General features: G+C 37.6%; 13 protein-coding genes and 3 pseudogenes. 10 read left to right on the top strand and 6 right to left on the bottom strand.

Going from position 1 to position 21,288, the window contains the following annotated elements; translation table 11 throughout:
* Positions 1-242: 242 nt before the first annotated feature.
* The 5 genes and pseudogenes from F6K27_RS22285 to F6K27_RS22265 all read left to right on the top strand — a co-directional run.
* Positions 243-1,043 (top strand): class I SAM-dependent methyltransferase, encoded by an 801-nt coding sequence (locus tag F6K27_RS22285; protein ID WP_287279280.1) that lies wholly within the window; start codon positions 243-245, stop codon positions 1,041-1,043.
* Positions 1,030-1,215, top strand: a complete 186-nt coding sequence (locus F6K27_RS22280) for a hypothetical protein (protein ID WP_287279281.1) — start codon at positions 1,030-1,032, stop codon at positions 1,213-1,215. Before F6K27_RS22285 ends, F6K27_RS22280 begins: the two co-directional genes overlap by 14 nt.
* A 9-nt stretch (positions 1,216-1,224) precedes the next feature.
* Complete coding sequence (locus F6K27_RS22275) at positions 1,225-1,398, top strand: four helix bundle protein (protein WP_287279282.1); 174 nt, start codon at positions 1,225-1,227, stop codon at positions 1,396-1,398.
* Between the two features lie 50 nt (positions 1,399-1,448).
* Positions 1,449-2,585 carry an RNA-guided endonuclease TnpB family protein gene (locus tag F6K27_RS22270; protein WP_287279283.1) on the top strand — a complete coding sequence of 379 codons (1,137 nt, stop codon included), beginning with the start codon at positions 1,449-1,451 and terminating at the stop codon, positions 2,583-2,585.
* A gap of 81 nt (positions 2,586-2,666) precedes the next feature.
* A pseudogene (locus F6K27_RS22265) lies at positions 2,667-2,852 on the top strand (four helix bundle protein); the annotation flags it as partial.
* Positions 2,853-3,385: 533 nt separating this feature from the next.
* Here F6K27_RS22265 and F6K27_RS22260 read toward each other — a convergent pair.
* Together F6K27_RS22260 and F6K27_RS22255 are read right to left on the bottom strand one after the other, a co-directional pair.
* Positions 3,386-6,271: pseudogene (locus tag F6K27_RS22260) on the bottom strand (hypothetical protein); the annotation flags it as partial.
* 81 nt (positions 6,272-6,352) lie between these two features.
* Positions 6,353-7,099: pseudogene (locus tag F6K27_RS22255) on the bottom strand (AAA-like domain-containing protein); the annotation flags it as partial.
* 1,079 nt (positions 7,100-8,178) lie between these two features.
* On the opposite strand from F6K27_RS22255, the gene F6K27_RS22250 reads away from it, so the two are divergent.
* Complete coding sequence (locus F6K27_RS22250) at positions 8,179-8,778, top strand: DUF2059 domain-containing protein (protein ID WP_287279507.1); 600 nt, start codon at positions 8,179-8,181, stop codon at positions 8,776-8,778.
* A gap of 645 nt (positions 8,779-9,423) precedes the next feature.
* Here the strand turns inward: F6K27_RS22250 and F6K27_RS22245 are convergent.
* Positions 9,424-11,295: an AAA-like domain-containing protein gene (locus F6K27_RS22245; RefSeq protein WP_287279506.1), complete on the bottom strand. Its 1,872-nt coding sequence runs from the start codon at positions 11,293-11,295 to the stop codon at positions 9,424-9,426.
* Between the two features lie 1,020 nt (positions 11,296-12,315).
* Complete coding sequence (locus F6K27_RS22240; protein ID WP_124143048.1) at positions 12,316-12,843, bottom strand: DUF4330 domain-containing protein; 528 nt, start codon at positions 12,841-12,843, stop codon at positions 12,316-12,318.
* Positions 12,844-14,120: 1,277 nt separating this feature from the next.
* Between F6K27_RS22240 and F6K27_RS22235 the strand changes: the two genes are divergently transcribed.
* On the top strand, positions 14,121-14,975 hold the full coding sequence (locus F6K27_RS22235) for a M48 family metallopeptidase (RefSeq protein WP_287279505.1): 855 nt from the start codon (positions 14,121-14,123) through the stop codon (positions 14,973-14,975).
* A gap of 1,235 nt (positions 14,976-16,210) precedes the next feature.
* Here F6K27_RS22235 and F6K27_RS22230 read toward each other — a convergent pair.
* Both F6K27_RS22230 and F6K27_RS22225 read right to left on the bottom strand, forming a co-directional pair.
* Entirely contained in the window at positions 16,211-17,023 is an 813-nt protein-coding gene (locus tag F6K27_RS22230; protein WP_287279504.1) for a DNA-binding domain-containing protein, read from the bottom strand.
* A gap of 404 nt (positions 17,024-17,427) precedes the next feature.
* Positions 17,428-18,327 (bottom strand): DUF692 domain-containing protein, encoded by a 900-nt coding sequence (locus F6K27_RS22225; RefSeq protein ID WP_287279503.1) that lies wholly within the window; start codon positions 18,325-18,327, stop codon positions 17,428-17,430.
* On the opposite strand from F6K27_RS22225, the gene F6K27_RS22220 reads away from it, so the two are divergent.
* The 3 genes from F6K27_RS22220 to F6K27_RS22210 all read left to right on the top strand — a co-directional run bounded on the left by F6K27_RS22220 (position 18,317) and on the right by F6K27_RS22210 (position 20,968).
* Positions 18,317-18,757, top strand: coding sequence for a hypothetical protein (locus tag F6K27_RS22220; protein WP_287279502.1), 441 nt, complete (start codon positions 18,317-18,319; stop codon positions 18,755-18,757). The genes F6K27_RS22225 and F6K27_RS22220 overlap by 11 nt on opposite strands.
* Position 18,758: 1 nt before the next feature.
* Positions 18,759-19,640, top strand: coding sequence for a DUF4437 domain-containing protein (locus tag F6K27_RS22215; protein WP_287279501.1), 882 nt, complete (start codon positions 18,759-18,761; stop codon positions 19,638-19,640).
* A gap of 308 nt (positions 19,641-19,948) precedes the next feature.
* Positions 19,949-20,968 (top strand): zinc-binding alcohol dehydrogenase family protein, encoded by a 1,020-nt coding sequence (locus F6K27_RS22210; protein ID WP_287279500.1) that lies wholly within the window; start codon positions 19,949-19,951, stop codon positions 20,966-20,968.
* Positions 20,969-21,288 lie beyond the last annotated feature (320 nt).

The raw sequence follows: 21,288 nt of genomic DNA, 5'->3' as shown, positions 1-21,288 counted from the left end.
CCCCTTGGAAAGGGGGAAGCCAGAGGATGCTGCGCTTTTTGTTGAACGGGGGATTTGGGGGGCGCGTGATGTAGCAAATGAGACTTTTCAGACAACCTCTTAAAAAGCGGGGTTTTAGACCAATGTTATTTTGATAACCTGCGTTAACTTTCCTTAACCCAACCAGCAAAACTATAAAGCATTTATTATGCTAAAATATTCTCTATTTTTATACCATATATTATTCTGAATTCCTGAAAAAAATGCAAGACAAAATATTAGCTAAAGAAAGACAATTCCACGATATCTGGGCATCAACTATTGATATAGAAGGTATTCGAGTAGTTGATTATTTTGAAAGTTGTACTGCTCCAGAAAATAGATTTATTCTCCAACAAATGGGGGATTTAACTAATAAATATTTGTTAGATTTAGGTTGTGGTGCAGGGGAAAATAGTGTTTATTTTGCTAAAAAAGGAGCGCGGTGTGTGGCGACTGATTATTCTCCTGGAATGGTGGATGTTGCTGTTAAGTTGGCTGAAACAAATGGGGTACAAATTGAGGGTAAAGTTATGGATGCAATGGCTTTAGAATTTCCCGATCATACTTTTGATTTTGTTTATGCTTCTAATTTACTTCACCACTTACCAAATCCCAAGTTAGCAATTAGAGAAATGCACCGTGTTCTTAAACCTGGTGGTAAAGCTTGTTTTTGGGACCCGTTGAAACATAATCCTGTGATTAATGTTTATCGACGTATTGCTACAAAGGTTAGAACTGAGGATGAAATGCCTCTGGATATTAATCTTATTAATTTTATTAAATCTCTCTATTCAGAAACAGCTTACGATACTTTTTGGTTGGCAACTTTGTGGATTTTTTTAAGGTTTTATTTAATTGAAAAAGTCGATCCAAATAAAGAACGTTATTGGAAAAAAATTATTATCGAACATCAAAGATTAGAACCAATGTATCGGAAATTAGAAAGATTAGATGGGGTATTAAAAAAATTGCCTTTAATGAAAAGATTTGCTTGGAATTTAGCAGTAGTTGCAACTAAATAGTAAATATCAGGCAACGGGCAACAGGCAACGGGCAACGGGCAACGGGCAACAGGCAACAGGCAACAGGCAACGGGCAACAGGCAACGGGCAACAGGCAACAGGCAACAGGCAACAGGCAACGGGCAACAGGCAACAGGCAACAGGCAACGGGCAACAGAATATTTTCATATAGGAATAAATAATGTCTGACATCAAAGACTTTAAAGATTTAAAAATTTGGGAAAAAGGAATGATAATTGCGGAAAAATGTTATTTACTAACAAAAAAAATTCCTAAAGAAGAGACTTATGGTATGATTCAACAAATAAGAAGAGCTTCTGTTTCTATACCTGCAAATATTGCAGAGGGCTTGTAACTGTTGGCTAAAATCTGGTATTATCTATTAAAATCTAGGATTATCTGTTTATGCTACTTGGATTCAAAACAGAGTTACATCCAAATAACCACCAAAAAACATTGCTAGCTAAACACGCGGGTGTAGCGCGTCATGCTTATAATTGGGGTTTGTGGTTAACTAAAAATATCTTAAACCATAACCAGCATAATCCTGATAGTAAGCTTAAATTTCCTACTGCAATCGACCTCCATAAACTTTTGGTAGCAATGGTTAAACCAAATAACTATTGGTACTACGAGGTTTCTAAAACAGCACCTCAGTATGCTTTGAGGTATTTATCCAATAGTTGGAAACGCTGTTTTACCAAAGTGTCTGGTCAACCTAAATTCAAGAAAAAAGGTAAAGATGATAGCTTTACTTTAGATGGTTCAATTACAGTTGGTTTTAATCAGATTAAATTACCAAGAATTGGATGGGTGAAAACTTATGAAATTTTACCAGATAATGTAACTCCTAAATCTGTAACTATTAGCAGGAAAGCTGATAGATGGTTTATTAGTTTCAAGACAGATACAGAAACTCAAATTACTGAAAAATCAGTAGATGTAGTTGGTGTAGATTTAGGAATAAAATCTTTAGCAACATTATCCACTGGCGAAGTATTTCCTGGAGCCAAATCTTATAGAAAGTTAGAAGCTCAACTTTCTCGGTTGCAATACTTGAATCGACATAAAGTCAAGTTTTCCAATAATTGGAAAAAAGCGCAACTTAAGATAGCTAAACTACATAGCAAAATAGCTGATATCAGAAAAGATACATTGCATAAACTTACTACTTACTTAGCCAAGAATCACAGCCAAATAGTAATAGAAGACTTAAATGTATCAGGAATGATGGCAAATCATAAGCTAGCTAAGGCTATTGCTGATATGGGTTTTTACGAGTTTCGTAGGCAGCTAGAGTACAAATGTCAACTATACGGCTCATCCTTAACCATTGTTGACAGATGGTTTCCCAGTTCTAAAACCTGTTGTAACTGTGGAACTGTAAAAGAGTCTCTGTTGTTATCAGAGCGCGCTTTCACTTGCGAACACTGCAATTTTAGCTGCGATAGAGACTTGAACGCAGCGTTAAATTTAGCTCAGGCGGTCAGTTTGCTCCGCAACGCTAACGCGAACGACCGTGACAGCTTGTGGACTGGATAACGCCGACGTTGCCAGGTTGAAGCAAGAATAGAACAGATTATTTATTATAGATAATCATAGGTTTCTAAGAACGGTTATGGAAGAAGATCGTCAGGAGATTATGCTAGATTTTTAAATATTTCCCAGGGTTCTGTAAATGAATTAGAGACACATCTTCTTTTATCCGTAAGGATAAAATTATGTACGTTTAATGACGTTGAATTTATCATAAATCAACTAAAAGAAGAAAGCAGAATGATTATTTCCCTTATTAATAAATTGAAATAATAGAGTTGTCGCTAAATAAAGGGAAAAAATTACTCTAACCTAGACAGAGCAATAATTCCCAGCATTTTTGCCATCCAATAGCTACAATCCTTACAGAACAAGGTTTTTGGGGAATTTTTAAGTTATAAAGCGACAAGTCTAATCAACAACTGTTGTTTTTTGCTTGATCTTCCCTGTTCCCTGTTGCCTGTTGCCTGTTGCCTGTTGTGGAATAGATTATCAATTATTCCTCCCTGTTTCCTGTTGCCTGTTGCCTGTTGCCTGTTGTGGAATAGATTATCAATTATTCCTCCCTGTTGCCTGTTGCCTGTTCCCTGTTGCGGAATAGATTATCAATTATTCCTCCCTGTTGCCTGTTGCCTGTTGCCTGTTGCCTGTTGCCTGTTGTGGAATAGATTATCAATTATTCCTCCCTGTTCCCTGTTGCCTGTTGCGGAATAGATTATCAATTATTCCTCCATGTTGCCTGTTGCCTGTTGCCCGTTGCCTGTTGCCTGTTGCCTGTTGCCTCTTTTGGTGGAGATGTCTAATTGTCAACGCTCAGAGGATATTTTGGTAACACCGTCACACAAATGGCGATCGCTTTCACTGACATTAGGGTTATTTTCGAGGTAGTCGCGCATCCAGTTGCAACCCCATTCATGGAGGCGATCGAATTTCCAAACGTTCCACAATTTTACTGTTTTGTCACGACTTGCAGTTGCGATCGTCTCTCCATCCGGACTAAATGCTACACCCCAGACCTCATTCTCATGGCCGGTGAGAGTCTGCAATAATTTCCCCTGACGGTTCCACAATTTCACTGTTTTGTCACGACTTGCAGTTGCGATCGTCTCTCCATCCGGACTAAATGCTACACCATTAACCTCATTCTCATGGCCGGTGAGAGTCTGCAATAATTTCCCCTGACGGTTCCACAATTTCACTGTTTTGTCACGACTTGCAGTTGCGATCGTCTCTCCATCCGGACTAAATGCTACACCTCTGAGGGATCTCTCATGGCCGGTGAGAGTCTGCAATAATTTCCCCTGACGGTTCCACAATTTTACTGTTTTGTCACGACTTGCAGTTGCGATCGTCTCTCCATCCGGACTAAATGCTACACCCCAGACCTCATTCTCATGGCCGGTGAGAGTCTGCAATAATTTCCCCTGACGGTTCCACAATTTCACCGTATAGTCAGCACTTGCAGTGGCAATCATCTCTCCATCCAAACTAAATGCTACACTCCAGACCTCATTCTGATGGCCGGTGAGAGTCTGCAATAATTTCCCCTGACGGTTCCACAATTTCACCGTAGAGTCAGCACTTGCAGTGGCAATAGTCTCTCCATCCGGACTAAAAGCTAAACCAAAGACCGAATTCTCATGGCCGATGAGAGTCTGCAATAATTTCCCCTGACGGTTCCACAATTTCACCGTATAGTCAGCACTTGCAGTGACAATAGTCTCTCCATCCGGACTAAAAGCTAAACCAAAGACCCAGTTCTTATGGCCGATGAGAGTCTGCAATAATTTCCCCTGACGGTTCCACAATTTCACTGTATTGTCACCACTAGCAGTGGCAATAGTCTCTCCATCCGGACTAAATGCTAAACCATTAACCTCATTCTCATGGCCGGTGAGAGTCTGCAATAATTTCCCCTGACGGTTCCACAATTTCACTGTATTGTCACCACTAGCAGTGGCAATAGTCTCTCCATCCGGACTAAATGCTACACCATCGACATAACCCTCATGCCCTGTTAGAGTCTGCAATAATTGCCCCTGACAGTTCCACAATTTTACTGTTTTATCTAAACTAGCAGAAGCAATCATCTGGCCATCCGGACTAAATGCTACACCATTGACATAACCCTCATGCCCTGTTAGAGTCTGCAATAATTTTCCCTGACGGTTCCACAGTTTTAGAGTATTGTCCCAACTAGCAGAAGCAATCATCTGGCCATCCGGACTAAATGCTACACCATTGACATCATCCTCGTGCCCGGCGAGAGTCTGCAATAATTTTCCCTGACGGTTCCACAGTTTTACCGTTTTGTCAGCACTTGCAGTGGCAATAGTCTCTCCATCTGGACTAAATGCTACACCCCAGACCCAGTTATTATGGCCAATGAGAGTCTGCAATAATTTCCCCTGTTGGTTCCACAACTTCACTGTTTTGCCATCACTTGCAGAAGCAATCATCTGGCCATCATGGCTAAATGCTACACCATAGACCCAATTCTCATGGCCGGTGAGAGTCTGCAATAATTGCCCCTGATGATTCCACAATTTTACTGTTTTGTCTTCACTTGCAGAAGCAATAGTTTCTCCATCCGGACTAAATGCTACACCATTGACCGAATTCTTATGCCCCTGAAGACGGTTAAGTTCTCGGTACTTTCCATCATCTATTATATATATAGCTTGACTCAGAGCATCTATTATCTGCATTTTGCTCTCATCCTGGGGTTGGAATATCTCCCTAGCGAGTGGTAGTTGTTTCGCCGCTCTCAATGCTTGCAACAACCCTTCAAAATATTTGCCAGAGTTAGACAATAATTTAGAAGTAATACTTTTTCCCACTGCTTCTGCTTCTGCCAACTTCAGGTCTGCTATCTGCTTCGCTTCTTCTAATATCTGATTTGCCTTTAACTGAGCATCCAACTTTACCTGTGCTTCCAACTTCTCCAACTCGATCGCCTGTTTCTCCACTTCTTGAGCAGCAGCTAAAAATTGATAGTCGCGATCGCTCAGACTTTTATCCACAGACCACGCTAAAGCATCTGCCAATGCTTGACCCCGCAACAGTCGCGACTCATCTTTACATCCTGACTCTTCCCAAGCAGTAAATGCTTCTGAGTAGGGACGCAACTTTTCCAACTCTTTTTCTACCCACTGGAGATTAAACACTTCTTGATAAATACGGTTAGCAACCTGCAACCGCTGTTCCTGTTTTACTACTATACCTGTAAGACGGAGTTCCATTTGGTTGGGGTTGTCATTTGCCTGGATGTGGGATTCCCTAACCCCTCCCAGGAGGGGAATATTGGGAGTGTGGGGAGTATCGCTTCTGAGTTCTGAGTTCTGAGTTCTCAGTTCTAAAGTGTGGGGAGTATCGCTTCTGAGTTCTGAGTTCTGAGTTCTCAGTTCTAAAGTGTGGGGAGTATCACTTCTGAGTTCTGAGTTCTCAGTTCTCAGTTCTAAAGTGTGGGGAGTATCACTTCTGAGTTCTGAGTTCTGAGTTCTCAGTTCTAAAGTGTGGGGAGTATCGCTTCTGAGTTCTGAGTTCTGAGTTCTCAGTTCTAAAGTGTGGGTGATTAAAATCTGCTGATACAGACCTAATAACCGACTCGCCCGTTTTTCATTCACCAACAGGCGATCGCGTATTGTCTTTAAATGTTCTGGGTCATCATGTACTTGCCAATTGTCTATTATTCTCTGTCTGAGCAAATTGGCGACCCATTCTGCCTCTTGGTCATCTGGTACAATTTCTGGACTATCCTGAATTAATTTACAAACTTTCTGGGTCAAAAATGGTTGGCCTCCGGTCCAATCTAAAATTACTTCCATCAACTTATTAATATTGGTAGTTTTGTCAACTAAACCTTGTGCTAATGGTTCGACTTCAGCTAACTGAAAACCTGTTAATTTTATGGCTCTACCAATATTAAAAGGAGTACGTTTTTTATCTTTAATTAAATCTGCGGGAGTTGCGACTCCAATCATGGCAAAAGTTAACTTTTGATAATCAGAATTATCTGCCCGTTTATTGTAACAATCTCGGACAAGTGCGAAAAAGTCATCAATGTTAAAAGGTAGGCTGATGGTACTGTCTATTTCATCGATAAAAATTACAATTTGTTGGCAAATAGAAGGCAATAAGTTTTGACTAATAAATTTACTAAACCGTTTGATATTGGAAAGTTTGTTATTGCCTTCCCAAAATTATTCAATATCAAAATCATCGTCTAAATTTAAGGCAGTTAAAATAGTATCAATAATACTGGCGTACCATTCTGAAGGGGTAATATCATAAATGCCAATTTCTGTCATATCAATGCTGACACAGGCAACATTTTCTTGTTTTAAGCGTTGCATTGTTTTGACTCGCAAGCTAGATTTTCCCATTTGCCGGGAGTTTAATACATAGCAAAATTCTCCATTTTTTAAACCTTGATATAAGTCTTCATCTGCTTGTCTTTTGACATAAGTTTTGGCATGAATTGGCAGACTTCCACCGATGTAGTATTCGTAATTATTCATAGTTAATTTGAAGAAGGAAAAGGGAAGAAGCAAGAAGCAAGAAGTGGATAGAAATTCCCACCCTAACCTGATAGATCAAAGCTTTTAGTTGACAGCTAGTTATACCAATTTTATAAAATATTGCAAAGGGTGAGGACACACTTAACTGGGAACACCGGAGCTGGGAACAGAGAAAGAAAAACATAAATATTAAAGAGGAAAAAAGGTGGAAATTTTAGAATTTATGGAATTTATAATTTTTTCTTTTAAGAATAAATCACAAATTAAGATGTAACTGCCTTTGCGTGAATTTGGTATTAAAGTATTAATCTTTAGATTTCCACCAATAGACTAAAGCATCATAGCAATATTGTATGAAATTGGTATAAGTTAGGGCTTGCTGATTAAATCTACAAGCATTGACATATAAAGAAAAGTGCCTTTTTGGGGTCGAAAAAAGTGCGCCTATTTCAGTCATTAACGCTCAAAAAGTTAGTATTTTAGGCGCATAGTTGGGCAGAAAAATCTAGGGACAATTCTTACTTCTACCTCCTCGCTCCCGATCCATTTCTCCAGTATAGCTGTCTCCTACAAAGAGCAAAAAGACTTTCCATACGCAAGCCCTAGTTAGCTTGTTGAGTTTGGCGATCGCCCTACTCAAGCTACTCAAAGGTTAGCTCCGTCTCAATTTATTAGAGTATGATATTCATCAATAAGATACACCTATTTTTATTCTTTTTATTTTGATTCTTTTCTGCTTCCTAAAATATTGATAATTAAACCTTGCAAAAAAATCATTATGTTATAATTATTATACCAATTTCATAAAATATTGCAAAGGGTGAGGACACACTTAACTGGGAACACCGGAGCTGGGAACAGAGAAAGAAAAACATAAATATTAAAGAGGAAAAAAGGTGGAAATTTTAGAATTTATGGAATTTATATTTTTTTCTTTTAAGAAGAAATCACAAATTAAGATGTAACTGCCTTTGCGTGAATTTGGTATTAGAATCAAGAAAAAGAAAATATTGGAGTTAAGGCTTCATTTTTGATTATACGTCTACCTCTAATCAACTTAAATTAACTTAATTTGACTCATGTTAAAACAAATATTCCTAATTAGTTTAACTTCATCATTGTTTTTCCTAAATTCTGAAGTTTCTAACCCTCAAATTTTTCCTAATTATTCTGAATCTAATCTGAGAGTATCCCAGAAAACTTCTACAAGAAAACAACAACTGATCGATCGATATTTGGAACTTATAGGAGGCGAAAAAACATTTCAAGAAGTAATTCGAGCTATGTTGTCTCAAATGGAACAACAATTCAGTTCTATTTTAACTTCTGAATTAGTTGAAAATCAACAACTTTCTCCCGAAGAAAGGCAACAAATTACAAATAAGCTCAACCAAGAAACAACCAGTATTATCCGGAAATCTAATCAGATGTTTCTCGAACGTATTAGCTATCAACAAATTGTTGAAGAAGTTTACTATCCTATCTATGATAAATATTTTACAGAAGAAGATTTGCAGACATTAATTGAATTTTATCAAACTCCAACCGGAAGAAAAACTATTGAACTTATGCCACAATTGTTTCAAGAATCTATGCAAAGAACAGCTCAGGTACTCAACCCAAAAATTAAGAGTGTTATGCAAGAGATTATTGCTGAGGAATTACAACGTATCAACTAATACCATTTCTCAAAAACTTTTCTACATTTTGTTGAGTAGGGGAGTAGAGGGGTGGGGGAGAAGTAAAAAGTAAGAATAATTCATATTAACTGGGCTATTTTTAGCAAAAAAGTGATTCTATCTGTTGTGATTAATTAATAACTGAAGTATTACCCAAGTATAGTGTTACTTTTAGGAATTGGTATAATACCATTTTGATAAATGTTTGCTACAAATAACTAGGGGATTTTTTAGGAGTCAGGAGTCAGGAGTCAGGAGTCGTATGGGAATTGCTTCAATACCACTTTTTAGGTTGGAAATCATCTTTTTTGTCAAAGGGATGTCTCCTGAAAATTATTTTTATCCCTCTTACTATTCGTAACATTCTTTTTTCAAAATGGTATATTGAAGAAGGAGACAGGAGACAGGAGACAGGAGACAGGAGGAAAATTACTTATGGATAGTCAACGAAGGGCCGCTCCGCGTCTACGCTCCCCCAAGTAATTTTGAACACCCCCGTTGACGGTGGGGTATTAAATCCACAAAGAAAATGATAAACTAAAGTCCCATCATTGAGTTTTTACTTCCTAATTCTTCTGACTTTTGATTTATAACTTATAATTTTAATTTCCGTGAAACGGTATAACCCTCTTCCTTCTTCCTTCTTCAAAAATGAACTCGAAAATATTCTCTATATAAACTACACAAAGGCACCACAGCATTTCCCCGAAATTTAACTAATCCCATACTCCGCAATTTAAAAGCCTCAATTGTACCAATTTCCACAGGAGTTTTTGCATTAACAACTTTTGTCATTGCCTTCTGTAAAGTTTCATCTTTTTGCAAGTTCAACAAATGTGGATGTAAGTGATTATAGTAAGGTCCTTCATCAGTTGCTGCCAGTTCTAAAAGTCGTTCTAAAGTAATTTTTTCACTAGCAATTTGATAAAGTGCTAGACGTACTAAATAAGGATGGCCTCCTAACATTTCCATTAGTTTTTCAGACCAATTTAAAGACCATTTTAAACCATGTATTTCTACTAAATATTTTACCTGTTCTAAATTAAATTCTGGCAACTCAATTCCTAATCCCACATTAAAGGGAGACTGATTAATATTCAGAGGAATATAAACCTCCTTAGAATGAACAATTATTAATCGTAATCTTTGCCAATCAGGATTATTTTTACCTTGTTCGTGCCAAGCTCTTAATAAGGCAAAAAAATCTGTTGCTATACCGGGATTTTGGAAAATTTTGTCAACTTCATCTAATCCTAAAACTATGGGAGCTTTAATTTCAGCGAGCAAATATTTATCAAAATATTTTGTACACCGTTTTTTCACTCCCAAGACTTTTTTCCAATATTTTTCTAACTGTTCTTCTAAACCCAATTTTTCGCTAATACTTGCACAAAACCACTGCAAAAATTTGTCTAAGTTTTCGATAAATTCCGTATCTATAGTTTGAAAATTTAGATCAACTATTCGATGACCTTGCTGACTAGAATGAGCTAAAATTCGGGATAATAAAGAACTTTTTCCCATTTGTCGAGGCGCTTTAATTCTAATTAATGCGTTGGGTTTAACAATAGCTTGAAAACATTCTGATTCGATAGGCGATCGCTCAATATAAAAAGGAGAATTTAAAGGAACTTGACCATAAGGTAGTTCTATATCGTGTTTTTTCACTCTTATTAAAATTGATGTAATATTCGATAATTCTTCCAAAGCAACTTTAGCGTCTAGGTAGCGTAGAGGCCAGTGAATATTCACCATTTTCATTAAAAAATTAACTAACTCATTACTAACATCGGAAAAGTAAAAGAGTTTTTTAAAGTCTATTTCTCCATAGCTATTTAGGGGAAATAGTTGGGGAGGTTTTCCTGTTAAAGCTTGAATTGCAGTTACTCCAACGGCATAAATATCACTAGCAAATTGGGGCCTACCTTGTATTTGTTCTACAGGCATATAACCACGATTTCCAATGGTAATAGTGCTAGTAAGTTGCCCAGAATTACCAACTACTATTGTACTAACTTCTTTAACTGCTCCAAAATCAATTAATACTAATTTCCTACCAGTTTTTCGCCTCATAATATTTGCCGGTTTTATATCCCGATGAATTACATTATTTTGATGAACAAAACTCAGTAATTCCAGAATATCCGTTAAAAACTTGATGATTTGAAATTCACTCCAATAGGAATTCATTTCTCTAGTTAAATCGTGACCTACTATCAGTTCTTGAACTAGGAAAAATTCTCCTTCATCTTCAAAATAAGCATATAAAGTTGGGATTTGAGCATGGCAACCTAATTTTTTTAAAATCCTACCTTCTTGCTCAAATAACCTCTGAACTTCTAAACTTTTTTGTGTCGGTTTTAGCCTCTTAACAACACATTTTGGTTTGGGAATTTCCGGCATATCTAAATCTTCTGCAATATAAGTTTCACCAAATCCACCACCTGTGCCTAATTTTTCAATAATTTGATAACGTTGATGTAGAATTTTTCCGATAAGAGAATTATTTTTAGACATAAGTAAATACTTTGATCAAAACTTTAATTATTTTCAGAAAGAAGAAGGAAGAAGTAAGAAGTAAGAAGGCATTGTCCCATTAATTTACAAATTTTTATGTTATCATTGAACTATGCTGGTTTGAGCTAATCGTCGCCAGTAATGAACCATGAAAATTTAATAGGATATGGGGTTGTTAGCCCGAATTCCTAGTCAACTGTGGGAAAACGTAAAATCTTATTCCGGAACTAGGTGAGCAGTTTTTTATGTGCAAAAAGAGCGGTGGGGCATCTCGTTCTTAAAGCTCGTGGAGTCCGACGGGATACCGGGACTGTGAAACGAGAAGCCCACACTATACCGTCAGGTTAGTGTGGGAGTATGTCACGTATGCTAGAAATTTGTTAATCAAGCGATCGCTTTCTTCTTTTATACTCATAGTTTTGGTCATTTTTCCAGAAAATTTAGATGCCTTTTCTGTCTATTATTACCCCTTAATATCTGTATTCTATTTTTTAGCTTGCTTGTTCATTCCATCGAGACTTTAATTGTAGTGATTTTCAAATAGATAGACTACAGTGGCCAAAGTATTTTCCTACTCCCTCTCTTGGTGCGCTACCAGATGCGTCTGTCACCGACGCGGGGTCGCACCGCTACTCCCTAACTCAAAAGAATTTTGTAGTTACTAAAATGGGTAGTCCTGCATGGTAATGGTGAGGATATATATTTTTTAATTTTTCTCACACTCCCCATCCCCCATCTCCCCACACTTCTTTTACCATTACTATGCACCACCACCCTAAAATGAATTGCGCTGTAAAATTATCTTTTTATTTTTGGTTTAATACCCCACCCTCTACAGGGTGTTAACAATTGCTTGGGGTTATAAGACACGGAGTGGCGTGTCGAAGACTATCCCCATCCATTTTTTCTTCCTTCTTCCTTCTTCCTTCTTCCTTCTTCCTTCTTCAAGGTGTATTTTGCACAGGCCAGATATTTTGTGGAACAAAACACACCCTATTAGACTTCTATAAAATCAGAAAATTACTCTCTTACTCGCACATCAATCACACTAGCATTAAAATTATAATCCGCACCCTCCAACTCAATTGTCATACCAATTTTTACCTTAATATTTCCTAATACAGGACCATCATCAGTCACTCTACCTTTACCTTCCAAAGTTAATAAAAGATTCCGACTAAAAAGTTCTTTATCTCTAGGATCTGGCAAAGCTTTGACTGAGCCATCAGGCTGAGGAACTGCCACTTTTCGAGTCATAAATTCCACAGATTTTAGGTCAACTTTTCCATAAGGTTGATTTCTAATAATTAATTGAGTTTTCTCTCCTTCCCTTAATAATTTTTCAGGGTTCCGTCCTTTTAAACCTAAAGCAATAGCATCTACTTCCATTGGTTTAGTAATAATATTACCCACTTGAGCAACAGAAGTTTTATTAGTACCAGGAACGATAAATATTCCCAGTAATACCATTAAAATTATTAACACAGCGCCCACATCTAAGACACTGACTTTACCAAATAATCGTCCTTGAGAATCCAGAATTTTCATAATTTCATCAACGAATAATTACAAGTGATATTGGGTATAATTTATTGCCACTCTTTTGTCGATAACCAGGATGGTTAGGTAATAGACATCTCCTCCAAAAGAGGGAGTAGGCAGCTTTGCTGTAGACAGTAGGGAACCCACCCCTCGCCCCTCCCCCTCCCTGGAGGGGAAATAACTGATAATTTATGTGTGAGAATTGATTTTATTTTGGATTTTTACCAGATGTCTAATACACATAATTTTCATTTAGAAAATCTCTTCTTAAAGATATTACCACTTAATATCATGTTTAGCCAAGCACCAATAATAGAGTTTTGTAATTGTACATTTAACACAATAAATCTCATTAAAATTTGCCAGCGTAACGATAAATAAAGATTTGTCTATCTGTCATTAAATTGACTTTAATAACGTGGTAAATTGTAAATTTTAGGTAATACTTATATATTTTTTTCGACGAAAATTTTATTTTCAAAATAAGTTCAATGTAAGCATTTCCTGCGGAATGCTGCGCAAACAGCTTTTTAATGAATGAAGCAAACATTCGTTTTCTACTACATTCTCAACTAGAGATTCATACTATTAAGCTTTAATAAAATTGCTTTTTTATCCTTTAAAGTTGATAACGCAGTTCCGACCATAGGAGCCTAGCTGAAGTCCACATTTCCTCGGATAAGAGGCTAGCTGACTGCTGAATGCTTACAGTTAAATGGATGAAGATAAGGAGGTTTTTTATTAGCTAAACTCCCTTATCTTCGGTAGTAAAATAAAATTTTAGCTTTGCGGAAAAGCTATCAATAACTTTTGTAGTGAATGACAACAACAACCAAATATCATTCACTAATTTATTTGTAATAGCAGTTGAAGGAAAAATTAGGACAAATAGCAGTCGAAGGAAAGGTTAGGACAAATCAAAATATTAAAATTAAGGCAACGTCAGATTTTTCCTTCTTCCTTCTTTAATTCTTTCTTCTGCTATAGCAATGTGCGCTGGCATATTTACAAATTGCAGGAATTGTCCAATAGCTAAAAGTCTTATATTATCAGCAATTTATTCCCCCTATTGCCTTCCGGAGCTGTTGCCTGTTGCCTGCGCACAGCGCTATAACTGACCGGTGACAAAATCCTAAAACAATTACAAATCAAAAATGATTGACTTTTAACTTTTGAATGCATGACTGTCTTGAGTGCGTCTTACATTCTGAGGTTTCCTCAGAATTACGCACTTGCTCTTAACTTCCACGTAGCGGCACTAGTACCTTTTAATCTAAAAGCTCATGTTGAAAAAACTATCTCTAATTACTCGTTCTTCCTTTCGTCAAGTATCATACCCATTAATATCTGTAATGGTCGCTGCTAGTTTATGTGCAGGTACAGCATCTCCCAGTCAAGCTATTCCCTGGGGAGAATTAATTTTCCAGAGTATTCAGATGATTCAAATTTCTAACCTGTCTGACCCCCAAGAAGTTGAACTTGGTAAACAAATTAATCAACAATTATTAAAACAGAGAAATCTTAAAATTTATCGCGATCGCGCAGCTAACGAATATATTAATAGAATAGGCCAAAGATTGGCTACTGCAAGTCCCCGTCCAGACATTCCCTATACTTTTCAAGTAGTAGAGGATGACAGTATAAATGCTTTTGCCACTATGGGAGGTTTTGTCTATATCAATACTGGTTTAATGAAAGCTGCAGAGAACGAAGCAGAATTAGCTAGTGTTGTTTCTCACGAAATTGCCCATATTGCTAGTCGTCATGCAGTCAAACAGTTACGTCAGACATTATTGGCCCAGGGTTTAGCTACTGCAGCAGGTGTAGATGATAGTGTTGCTGTCCAAGTTGGGGTAGAATTAGCATTACGTCGGCCTAAAAGTAGGGAGGCAGAATTTGAAGCGGATGCAATAGGTATTGAAACATTAGGTAGAGCGGGATATGCTCAGTATGGTGCAATTACATTTATGGAAAAATTGCTAAAAAAAGGTTCTCCACCATCTTTTCTTAGCACTCATCCCGCAACATCAGCGAGGATCGAGCAAATGAAACAAATGATTGATCCGGAATTTGCTTACAATGGTGATGGGTTGGATGATAGACGTTATCAGGTTATTGTAAGTCAATTAATTCCGTAGTTAAAATTCACTGAAAAATTGGGTCTGAAATGTAAGCATTTCCTGCGGAATGCTGCGCAAACAGCAGTCAGCTATCAGCTATCAGCTATTAATTTATTGCCTTGAGAGCAGGAATTAGTATTAAAAAATTCAAGGAGAATTATAAAATATGGGAAAAAAACTGACCTTGACCTTAGCAGTGTATATACATTATCTATGAAACAGCTAAAAGCTGACCGCTAATAGCTGAATGCTTACTCTGAAATTTCCCCCTTCTAGGGGAATTTTTTCATTTTAGGGAATAGGGAATAGGGAGCAAGGGGAAATTTGTTGGTGCAGCATTCCGCACGAAAATAATATTCTCGCTTCAACAGTTATATACAGCAGATTTCAGGTAAATGAGGTACACATAAGAATGGTAAAGTGTTTCCAGTGCGGGCATCTTGCCCGCGACTGATGTATCTTACTAATATGAAATACGTTTTCATTAATGGATAATGGATAATGGATAATGGATAATTGATAATTAGGGTTTGCTGAATAAAGTCTGTTGGTGGGGGTAGGAGACAGGAGACAGGAGACAGGAGATAACCCACCCCTAACCCCTCCCAGGAGGGGAGAAATAGGGATTTAGAGGAGGTAGTAGTAAAAATTGTCCCTTTATTTTTCTGCCATAATCATCCCAAAATACTAGCTTTTTGAGCTTTTTAGACCGAAAAGCTTGCACTTTTTAAAGGCAAAAAAAGGCTGAAACCAATATCAGTCAATGCTTTGATATTTAATCAGCAAGCCCTAATTACCTCTGGTTAAAACCGTTACGCAATTGAATATAAGGAAATATTATTTCTTTTCTTGGTCGATTGGATATGGCGAGGAGACCCGTTCTTGCAGACCCGCTCCGAAGATCGCTATCCCACCCTTCGGGAAGCTCCGAAGATCGACCGCTGTCTTGGTTGATTGGATATGGCGAGGGGACCTCGCCATCCCTCAACCGCTTTTTTCCCCTTAAAAGGGTCGGCTTTAAACCTGAATTATTTAATTATTAATTATTAATTATTCGGTAATTTTTACTATGGCTAATTAATGAGACTTGATATTAGATAATTATATCTATTATTTTGACTTTTTATAGTAGTCGAAGGAAAGATTAGGACACCTCAAAAGCTTAAAACTCAAACAACATAATATTTTTCCTTCTTCCTTCTTTTTTCTTCCTTCTTCCTTCTGCTATACCTATTTTTTTCTTCAATATCTGTTTATTCATCCTTCTTCCCTCTTCCCTCTTCCTTCTTAACACAAAAATTATCAATCCAACCTCGCTGTACAAACAATGGAAGTAATGAACCCACATCAACTTGAGGTTCAATATCAGCGACTTTTTCGCAAACAATTTCAAATGGATAATTCCCTTGAAAAATCTTTAGTAATTCCCATTCTTCATTATTGGGTAAATCAATTCGCATATCATAACCCTGTCGCCACAAAAATATTTTTACCCCACCTTCATCTAAACTTACCATTTTATCCCCTTGATGATCGGGTTGATTGACCTGCCAAATCCTATGAATAGGATAAATAGACTCTAATAAAACACTATTTTTCGGTAAATACAAAATCAACTCTCCCCATTTTTCTTGAGGAACTTCACCCAAAGCTTGAAAATCTAAACCCTTTGTATCTTCACCACAAAAAACTCGATGCCAATGCCATTCTAAACGTGCTATATCTGGCAGATATGGTAAATTTTTTACTGGTGGAAAATCTACAAGGAAATCTGAAAACTGTTCTCCATAATCTCCCAAATCAGGTGATAAACAAGGAAACTGATTAATAAACTTTAATGCAGTTGCTTCAAAAAACTTTTCTCCCACTAACTGGCATAACACAGGATAAATTGACACTAATGTATTACTCAAATTTCCAACAACATTACCCCTGTAAATTGCCAAACTTTCCGCAGGTGTTAAATTATTTGGTGCTTTAATATGTTTGCTTAATTCTTCTATACTAATACTGTCTTTTTTCCATACAGCTTGGAGAAATAAATTTTGTAGACTAATATTTTCCATTACCAAATAATTAATAATTAGGGTTTGCGCTCAAAAGTCTTTTAGTAGGGGTAGGAGACAGGAGACAGGAGATAGGAGACAGGAGACAGGAGAAATGGGAATGAGCGAGGAGATAGGAGCAAGAATTGTAAGAATGATTTTTCTGCCCAACTATGAGCCTAAAATACTAAATTTTTGAGCATGAATAGCTGAAAAATTTGCACTTTTTTATACCAAAAAAAAGCTAAAGTTTTTATATGTAAATGCTTTTAGATTTAATCAGCAAGCTCTAATTAAATAATTAAATAATTCAGGTTAAAAGCCTCCCCTTGAAAGGGAAAAAAATAAATTTTTTCCTTAAGGGTCAATCTTCTCCCTAAAAGGGAGAGGTAATTATCCATTATCCATTATCCATTATCCATTAATCAACTGACCTTTTGTAATAATTTTTCAGCTTTATTTGCTTCTGCCATTAACACTTCAAAACTTGGAATATCTGTATCCCATTCTATTAAAGTAGGTACACTACCAAACCTTACCAAGGCTTCTTCATACAACTCCCAAACTGGAGGATGTACAGGATAACCGTGAGTATCTAATAGATAATTTTCCTTTTCTTCATAACCTGCCAAATGAATTTGTTTAACCCTTGTTGGTGGGATGCCATCCAGATATTTTAGAGGGTCAATTCCATTATTTATAGCATTAACATAAAGATTATTTATATCCAGAAGTAAGTAACAGTCAGCTTTTTTTACTAATCCCTCAATAAACTCCCATTCCGACATAGTTGAATCTGTAAAAGTTAAATATGGAGAAGGATTTTCAATCAAAATTTGCCTACCTAAAAATTCTTGTACTTGTAGGATACGCGATGCCACAAAATCCATCACCTTTTCTGTATAAACAAGTGGAATTAGATCGTTAAGATAGTGACCACTGACAGATATCCAAGATAAATGGTCAGAAATAAAATCTGGTTCAACTTTTGCTGCTAAATTTTTTAGGCGAGTTAAATAATCTAAATTTAATGGGTCTGTTGAACCCAAAGACATTCCTACTCCATGTAAAGTGACAGGATAATCTTGACGAATTTTTTCTAAATAAAATAGTGGTAAACCACCAGCACAAAAATAGTTATCTGATAAAACTTCAAACCAATTTACTTTCGGTTTTTGAGTCAGAATATATTGATAGTGGAGCGAACGTAAAGCAATTCCTGAACCTTGAATTGAGGAGGACTGAATACAGGGTAAATCTCCCTTACTTTGCCACTTTGGATTAACATCAAATTCTAGTTTTTGAGATTGTATTTTGGTTGTCATAAACTGTTTTTATTTAAGAAGAAAGAAGGAAGAAGGAAAAAGGAAGAAGGAAGAAAGAAGAAGAAAAAACCGAAGAACGGGAAAAGTTGATTGGGCTGAAAAGTTGTCGCCCCACATCTACAAACCCCAATTGAGTGCATCTCATATTTGTAAAAATACGCTACATTATTGGCAAGAGTTAAAGTTCCTGGTAGTACATCAAACAAGTGTCGATCAAAAATTTCCCGTCAAAGGTTCTTTGTGTAAAGCTTGTTCCTTACGCCATTACTTTGGATATGAAAAAGAAGTAGATTTTTCTAGCAGGATTAGCCATAGGTGTTTTCAATATGGCAATAAATTAATGTTTTATGATTGCATTTTTGCAAAAATACTTACCATTTTTAGCTATTTTAATGGTGATTGGGTAGTCTCACGCTTTTGGAGAAATTAAAATGATCAAAATGAAGAACATAAGAACGTTTCTATTACTCGCACTAGCACTTATAAGCATCGTAATCGTCGCTTATACTAGCTCCCAGGTCACATCCCAAACCATAGAGCTGGAATCAGCAGCCAAGCCAACCTCCGAGGTCGTCTTAAGGTCCGAAGTCCAGTGGGGACCGCTCAACCCCGCCCGCGGCGACCAAAGCCCGAGGGCTGGTACCCTTTGGGGCGATCGCACTAGCTCCGGGCCTTCAGGCTTCCTCGTAGAGTTTGTGGACGGCTTCTCGTCGCCACCTCACATTCACAATATCACCTACCGTGGAGTGGCCATTAGCGGCACAGTTCACAACGATGACCCGAATGCCGAGAAGATGTGGCTGCCGACGGGTTCTTTCTGGACACAGCCAGCCGGAGGTGTGCACATTACCGCTGCCGAGGGCAGCAACAACCTGGCATACATAGAGATCGATGAGGGGCCGTATCTCGTCCTTCCTACTGAGGAGGCGTTTTCTAGCGATGACAAGCCGATTAATGTGGACCCATCGAACATTGTTTGGATCGATCAGCCCGGAATGCCTGCCTCTGCCAATGGACCAAAGGTAGCTTTTCTTTGGGGCAACCCGCAGGACGATCAATTATACGGAAGTTTTGTCAAGCTACCTGCTGGGTTTACTGGAAAGATACGTAGCCACGGCTCGACATTCCATGCTGTGGTAATCCAGGGTCAACCACAGTACCAAGTGACGAGTGAGACCGATCTCAAGACCTTGGTGCCGGGCAGTTATTTCACCTTGAAGGAAGAGTCGGTGCATCAAGTCTCGTCTAAAGCAACAGAGGAGAGCATCATCTATATACGCACGAATGGCAAGTTCGACGTTATTCCGGCGTAGCTCAAGAAGTAACCACGCCCGATCCTAATAAGCTAATCTCAGTGCTTACGCAAATTAACCTTGAAAACGCCATCTTTAGGTAATTTCTGGCATTTGCTAACGCCAAGATCTGCTAACACCATCACTAGATTTATAGCAATGTGCCCTGGCATATTTACAAATTACAAGAACTGCCCAATAGCTAAAAGTCCTATATTATCGGCTCTTATTCCCCCTTTCGGAGCTGTTGCCTGTTGCCTGTTGCCTGCGTACAGCGCTATAGTGTCCGTGCGTAAGTCCTGAATATTTAAAATTTGGAGGTAAAAACTATGAAAGCAGTAGGTTTAACTCAATATTTATCAATTGATAACGAAAATAGTCTGTTAGACGTTGAAATCCCTAAACCCACAGCTAAAGGCAAAGATTTACTGGTACAGGTTAAAGCTATTTCTGTTAACCCAGTAGATTATAAAATCCGCTCTCTTCAAGATAAGGTTGAATCTGAACCCCGCATTCTTGGTTGGGATGCAGCAGGTATTGTGGTAGAAGTTGGAGAAGAAGTAACAGAATTTCAACCGGGAGACGAGGTTTATTATGCAGGAGATATTACTCGTCCTGGTAGCAACAGCGAATTTCATTTGGTGGATGCCAGAATTGTTGGTCGCAAACCCCAGAATTTAGATTTTGCTCATGCAGCAGCTTTTCCTCTTACTGGTATCACTGCTTGGGAAGCTCTATTTGAAAGATTGAATATTGATCAAAAAGGAGCAGATGCGGGTAAATCAATTTTAATTATCAATGGTGCAGGGGGAGTTGGTTCTATTGCGATTCAAATAGCGAAAAAGTTAGCCAAGCTGAATGTTATTGCTACAGCTTCTCGTCCTGAAACTATCGCTTGGTGTCAAAAACTTGGTGCTGATGAGGTGGTCAATCATCGCAATAATCTTGCGGAAGAAATTGATAAAGTTGGTTATCAAAATGTCGATTATATTCTGTGCTTGAATGACACCGATGGTCACTGGCAAGCTATGACTAAAGCGATTAAACCCCAAGGCACGATCTGTTCCATTGTCGAAAACGAACAACCGCTAGATATGAATACTTTGAAGAGTAAGAGTGCTGGCTTTGTTTGGGAATTTATGTTTACTCGCTCCATGTATCAAACAGAAGATATGGCAGAGCAAAGCAATTTACTTAATGAGTTGAGTCAACTGATCGAAGATGGTGTAATTGTTACAACTTGCAATGAGGTAGTCAAACCGATCGATGCTAAAAATCTACGGGATGTTCATCAACGTCTTGAAAAGGGTAGAACTATTGGAAAAATTGTTTTAGCTGAATGGAATTAATTTTTAACTAGCTATCAGCTATCAGCTTTCAGGTATAACACTAGGATTGACACATAACTACCAGATATTGTAAGGGTTAACGGCCGTTAACCCTTACAAATGCTGTATAATACCAAATTGATAAATGTTTGCTACAAATATCTAGGGTATTTCTTAGGAGTCAACCCACCCCTAACCCCTCCTGACTTAACCATTCTATAGAACCCATTTGAGATCTATATAATTATGGTAGTCAAGTCTTTTCGCGCATTAATTTTGAGGAAAATTCAGTTGAAGGAGTGTTGAATTTTTTGTATTATCTCTCCCCAAATCTTCCCTCT

It is taken from the genome of Okeania sp. SIO2F5, assembly GCF_010692685.1.
Taxonomy (GTDB): domain Bacteria; phylum Cyanobacteriota; class Cyanobacteriia; order Cyanobacteriales; family Microcoleaceae; genus Okeania; species Okeania hirsuta.
This window is presented reverse-complemented; position numbering and strand designations above follow the sequence as displayed.

Excerpts from the sequence above, each read along its gene's own strand:
- F6K27_RS22285 (WP_287279280.1), top strand. The coding sequence starts at position 243 with ATGCAAGACAAAATATTAGCTAAAGAAAGACAATTCCACGATATCTGG.
- F6K27_RS22270 (WP_287279283.1), top strand. The coding sequence starts at position 1,449 with ATGCTACTTGGATTCAAAACAGAGTTACATCCAAATAACCACCAAAAA.
- F6K27_RS22245 (WP_287279506.1), bottom strand. The coding sequence starts at position 11,295 with ATGTCTAAAAATAATTCTCTTATCGGAAAAATTCTACATCAACGTTAT.
- F6K27_RS22275 (WP_287279282.1), top strand. The coding sequence starts at position 1,225 with ATGTCTGACATCAAAGACTTTAAAGATTTAAAAATTTGGGAAAAAGGA.
- F6K27_RS22250 (WP_287279507.1), top strand. The coding sequence starts at position 8,179 with ATGTTAAAACAAATATTCCTAATTAGTTTAACTTCATCATTGTTTTTC.
- F6K27_RS22210 (WP_287279500.1), top strand. The coding sequence starts at position 19,949 with ATGAAAGCAGTAGGTTTAACTCAATATTTATCAATTGATAACGAAAAT.
- F6K27_RS22235 (WP_287279505.1), top strand. The coding sequence starts at position 14,121 with ATGTTGAAAAAACTATCTCTAATTACTCGTTCTTCCTTTCGTCAAGTA.
- F6K27_RS22240 (WP_124143048.1), bottom strand. The coding sequence starts at position 12,843 with ATGAAAATTCTGGATTCTCAAGGACGATTATTTGGTAAAGTCAGTGTC.
- F6K27_RS22230 (WP_287279504.1), bottom strand. The coding sequence starts at position 17,023 with ATGGAAAATATTAGTCTACAAAATTTATTTCTCCAAGCTGTATGGAAA.
- F6K27_RS22225 (WP_287279503.1), bottom strand. The coding sequence starts at position 18,327 with ATGACAACCAAAATACAATCTCAAAAACTAGAATTTGATGTTAATCCA.
- F6K27_RS22215 (WP_287279501.1), top strand. The coding sequence starts at position 18,759 with ATGATCAAAATGAAGAACATAAGAACGTTTCTATTACTCGCACTAGCA.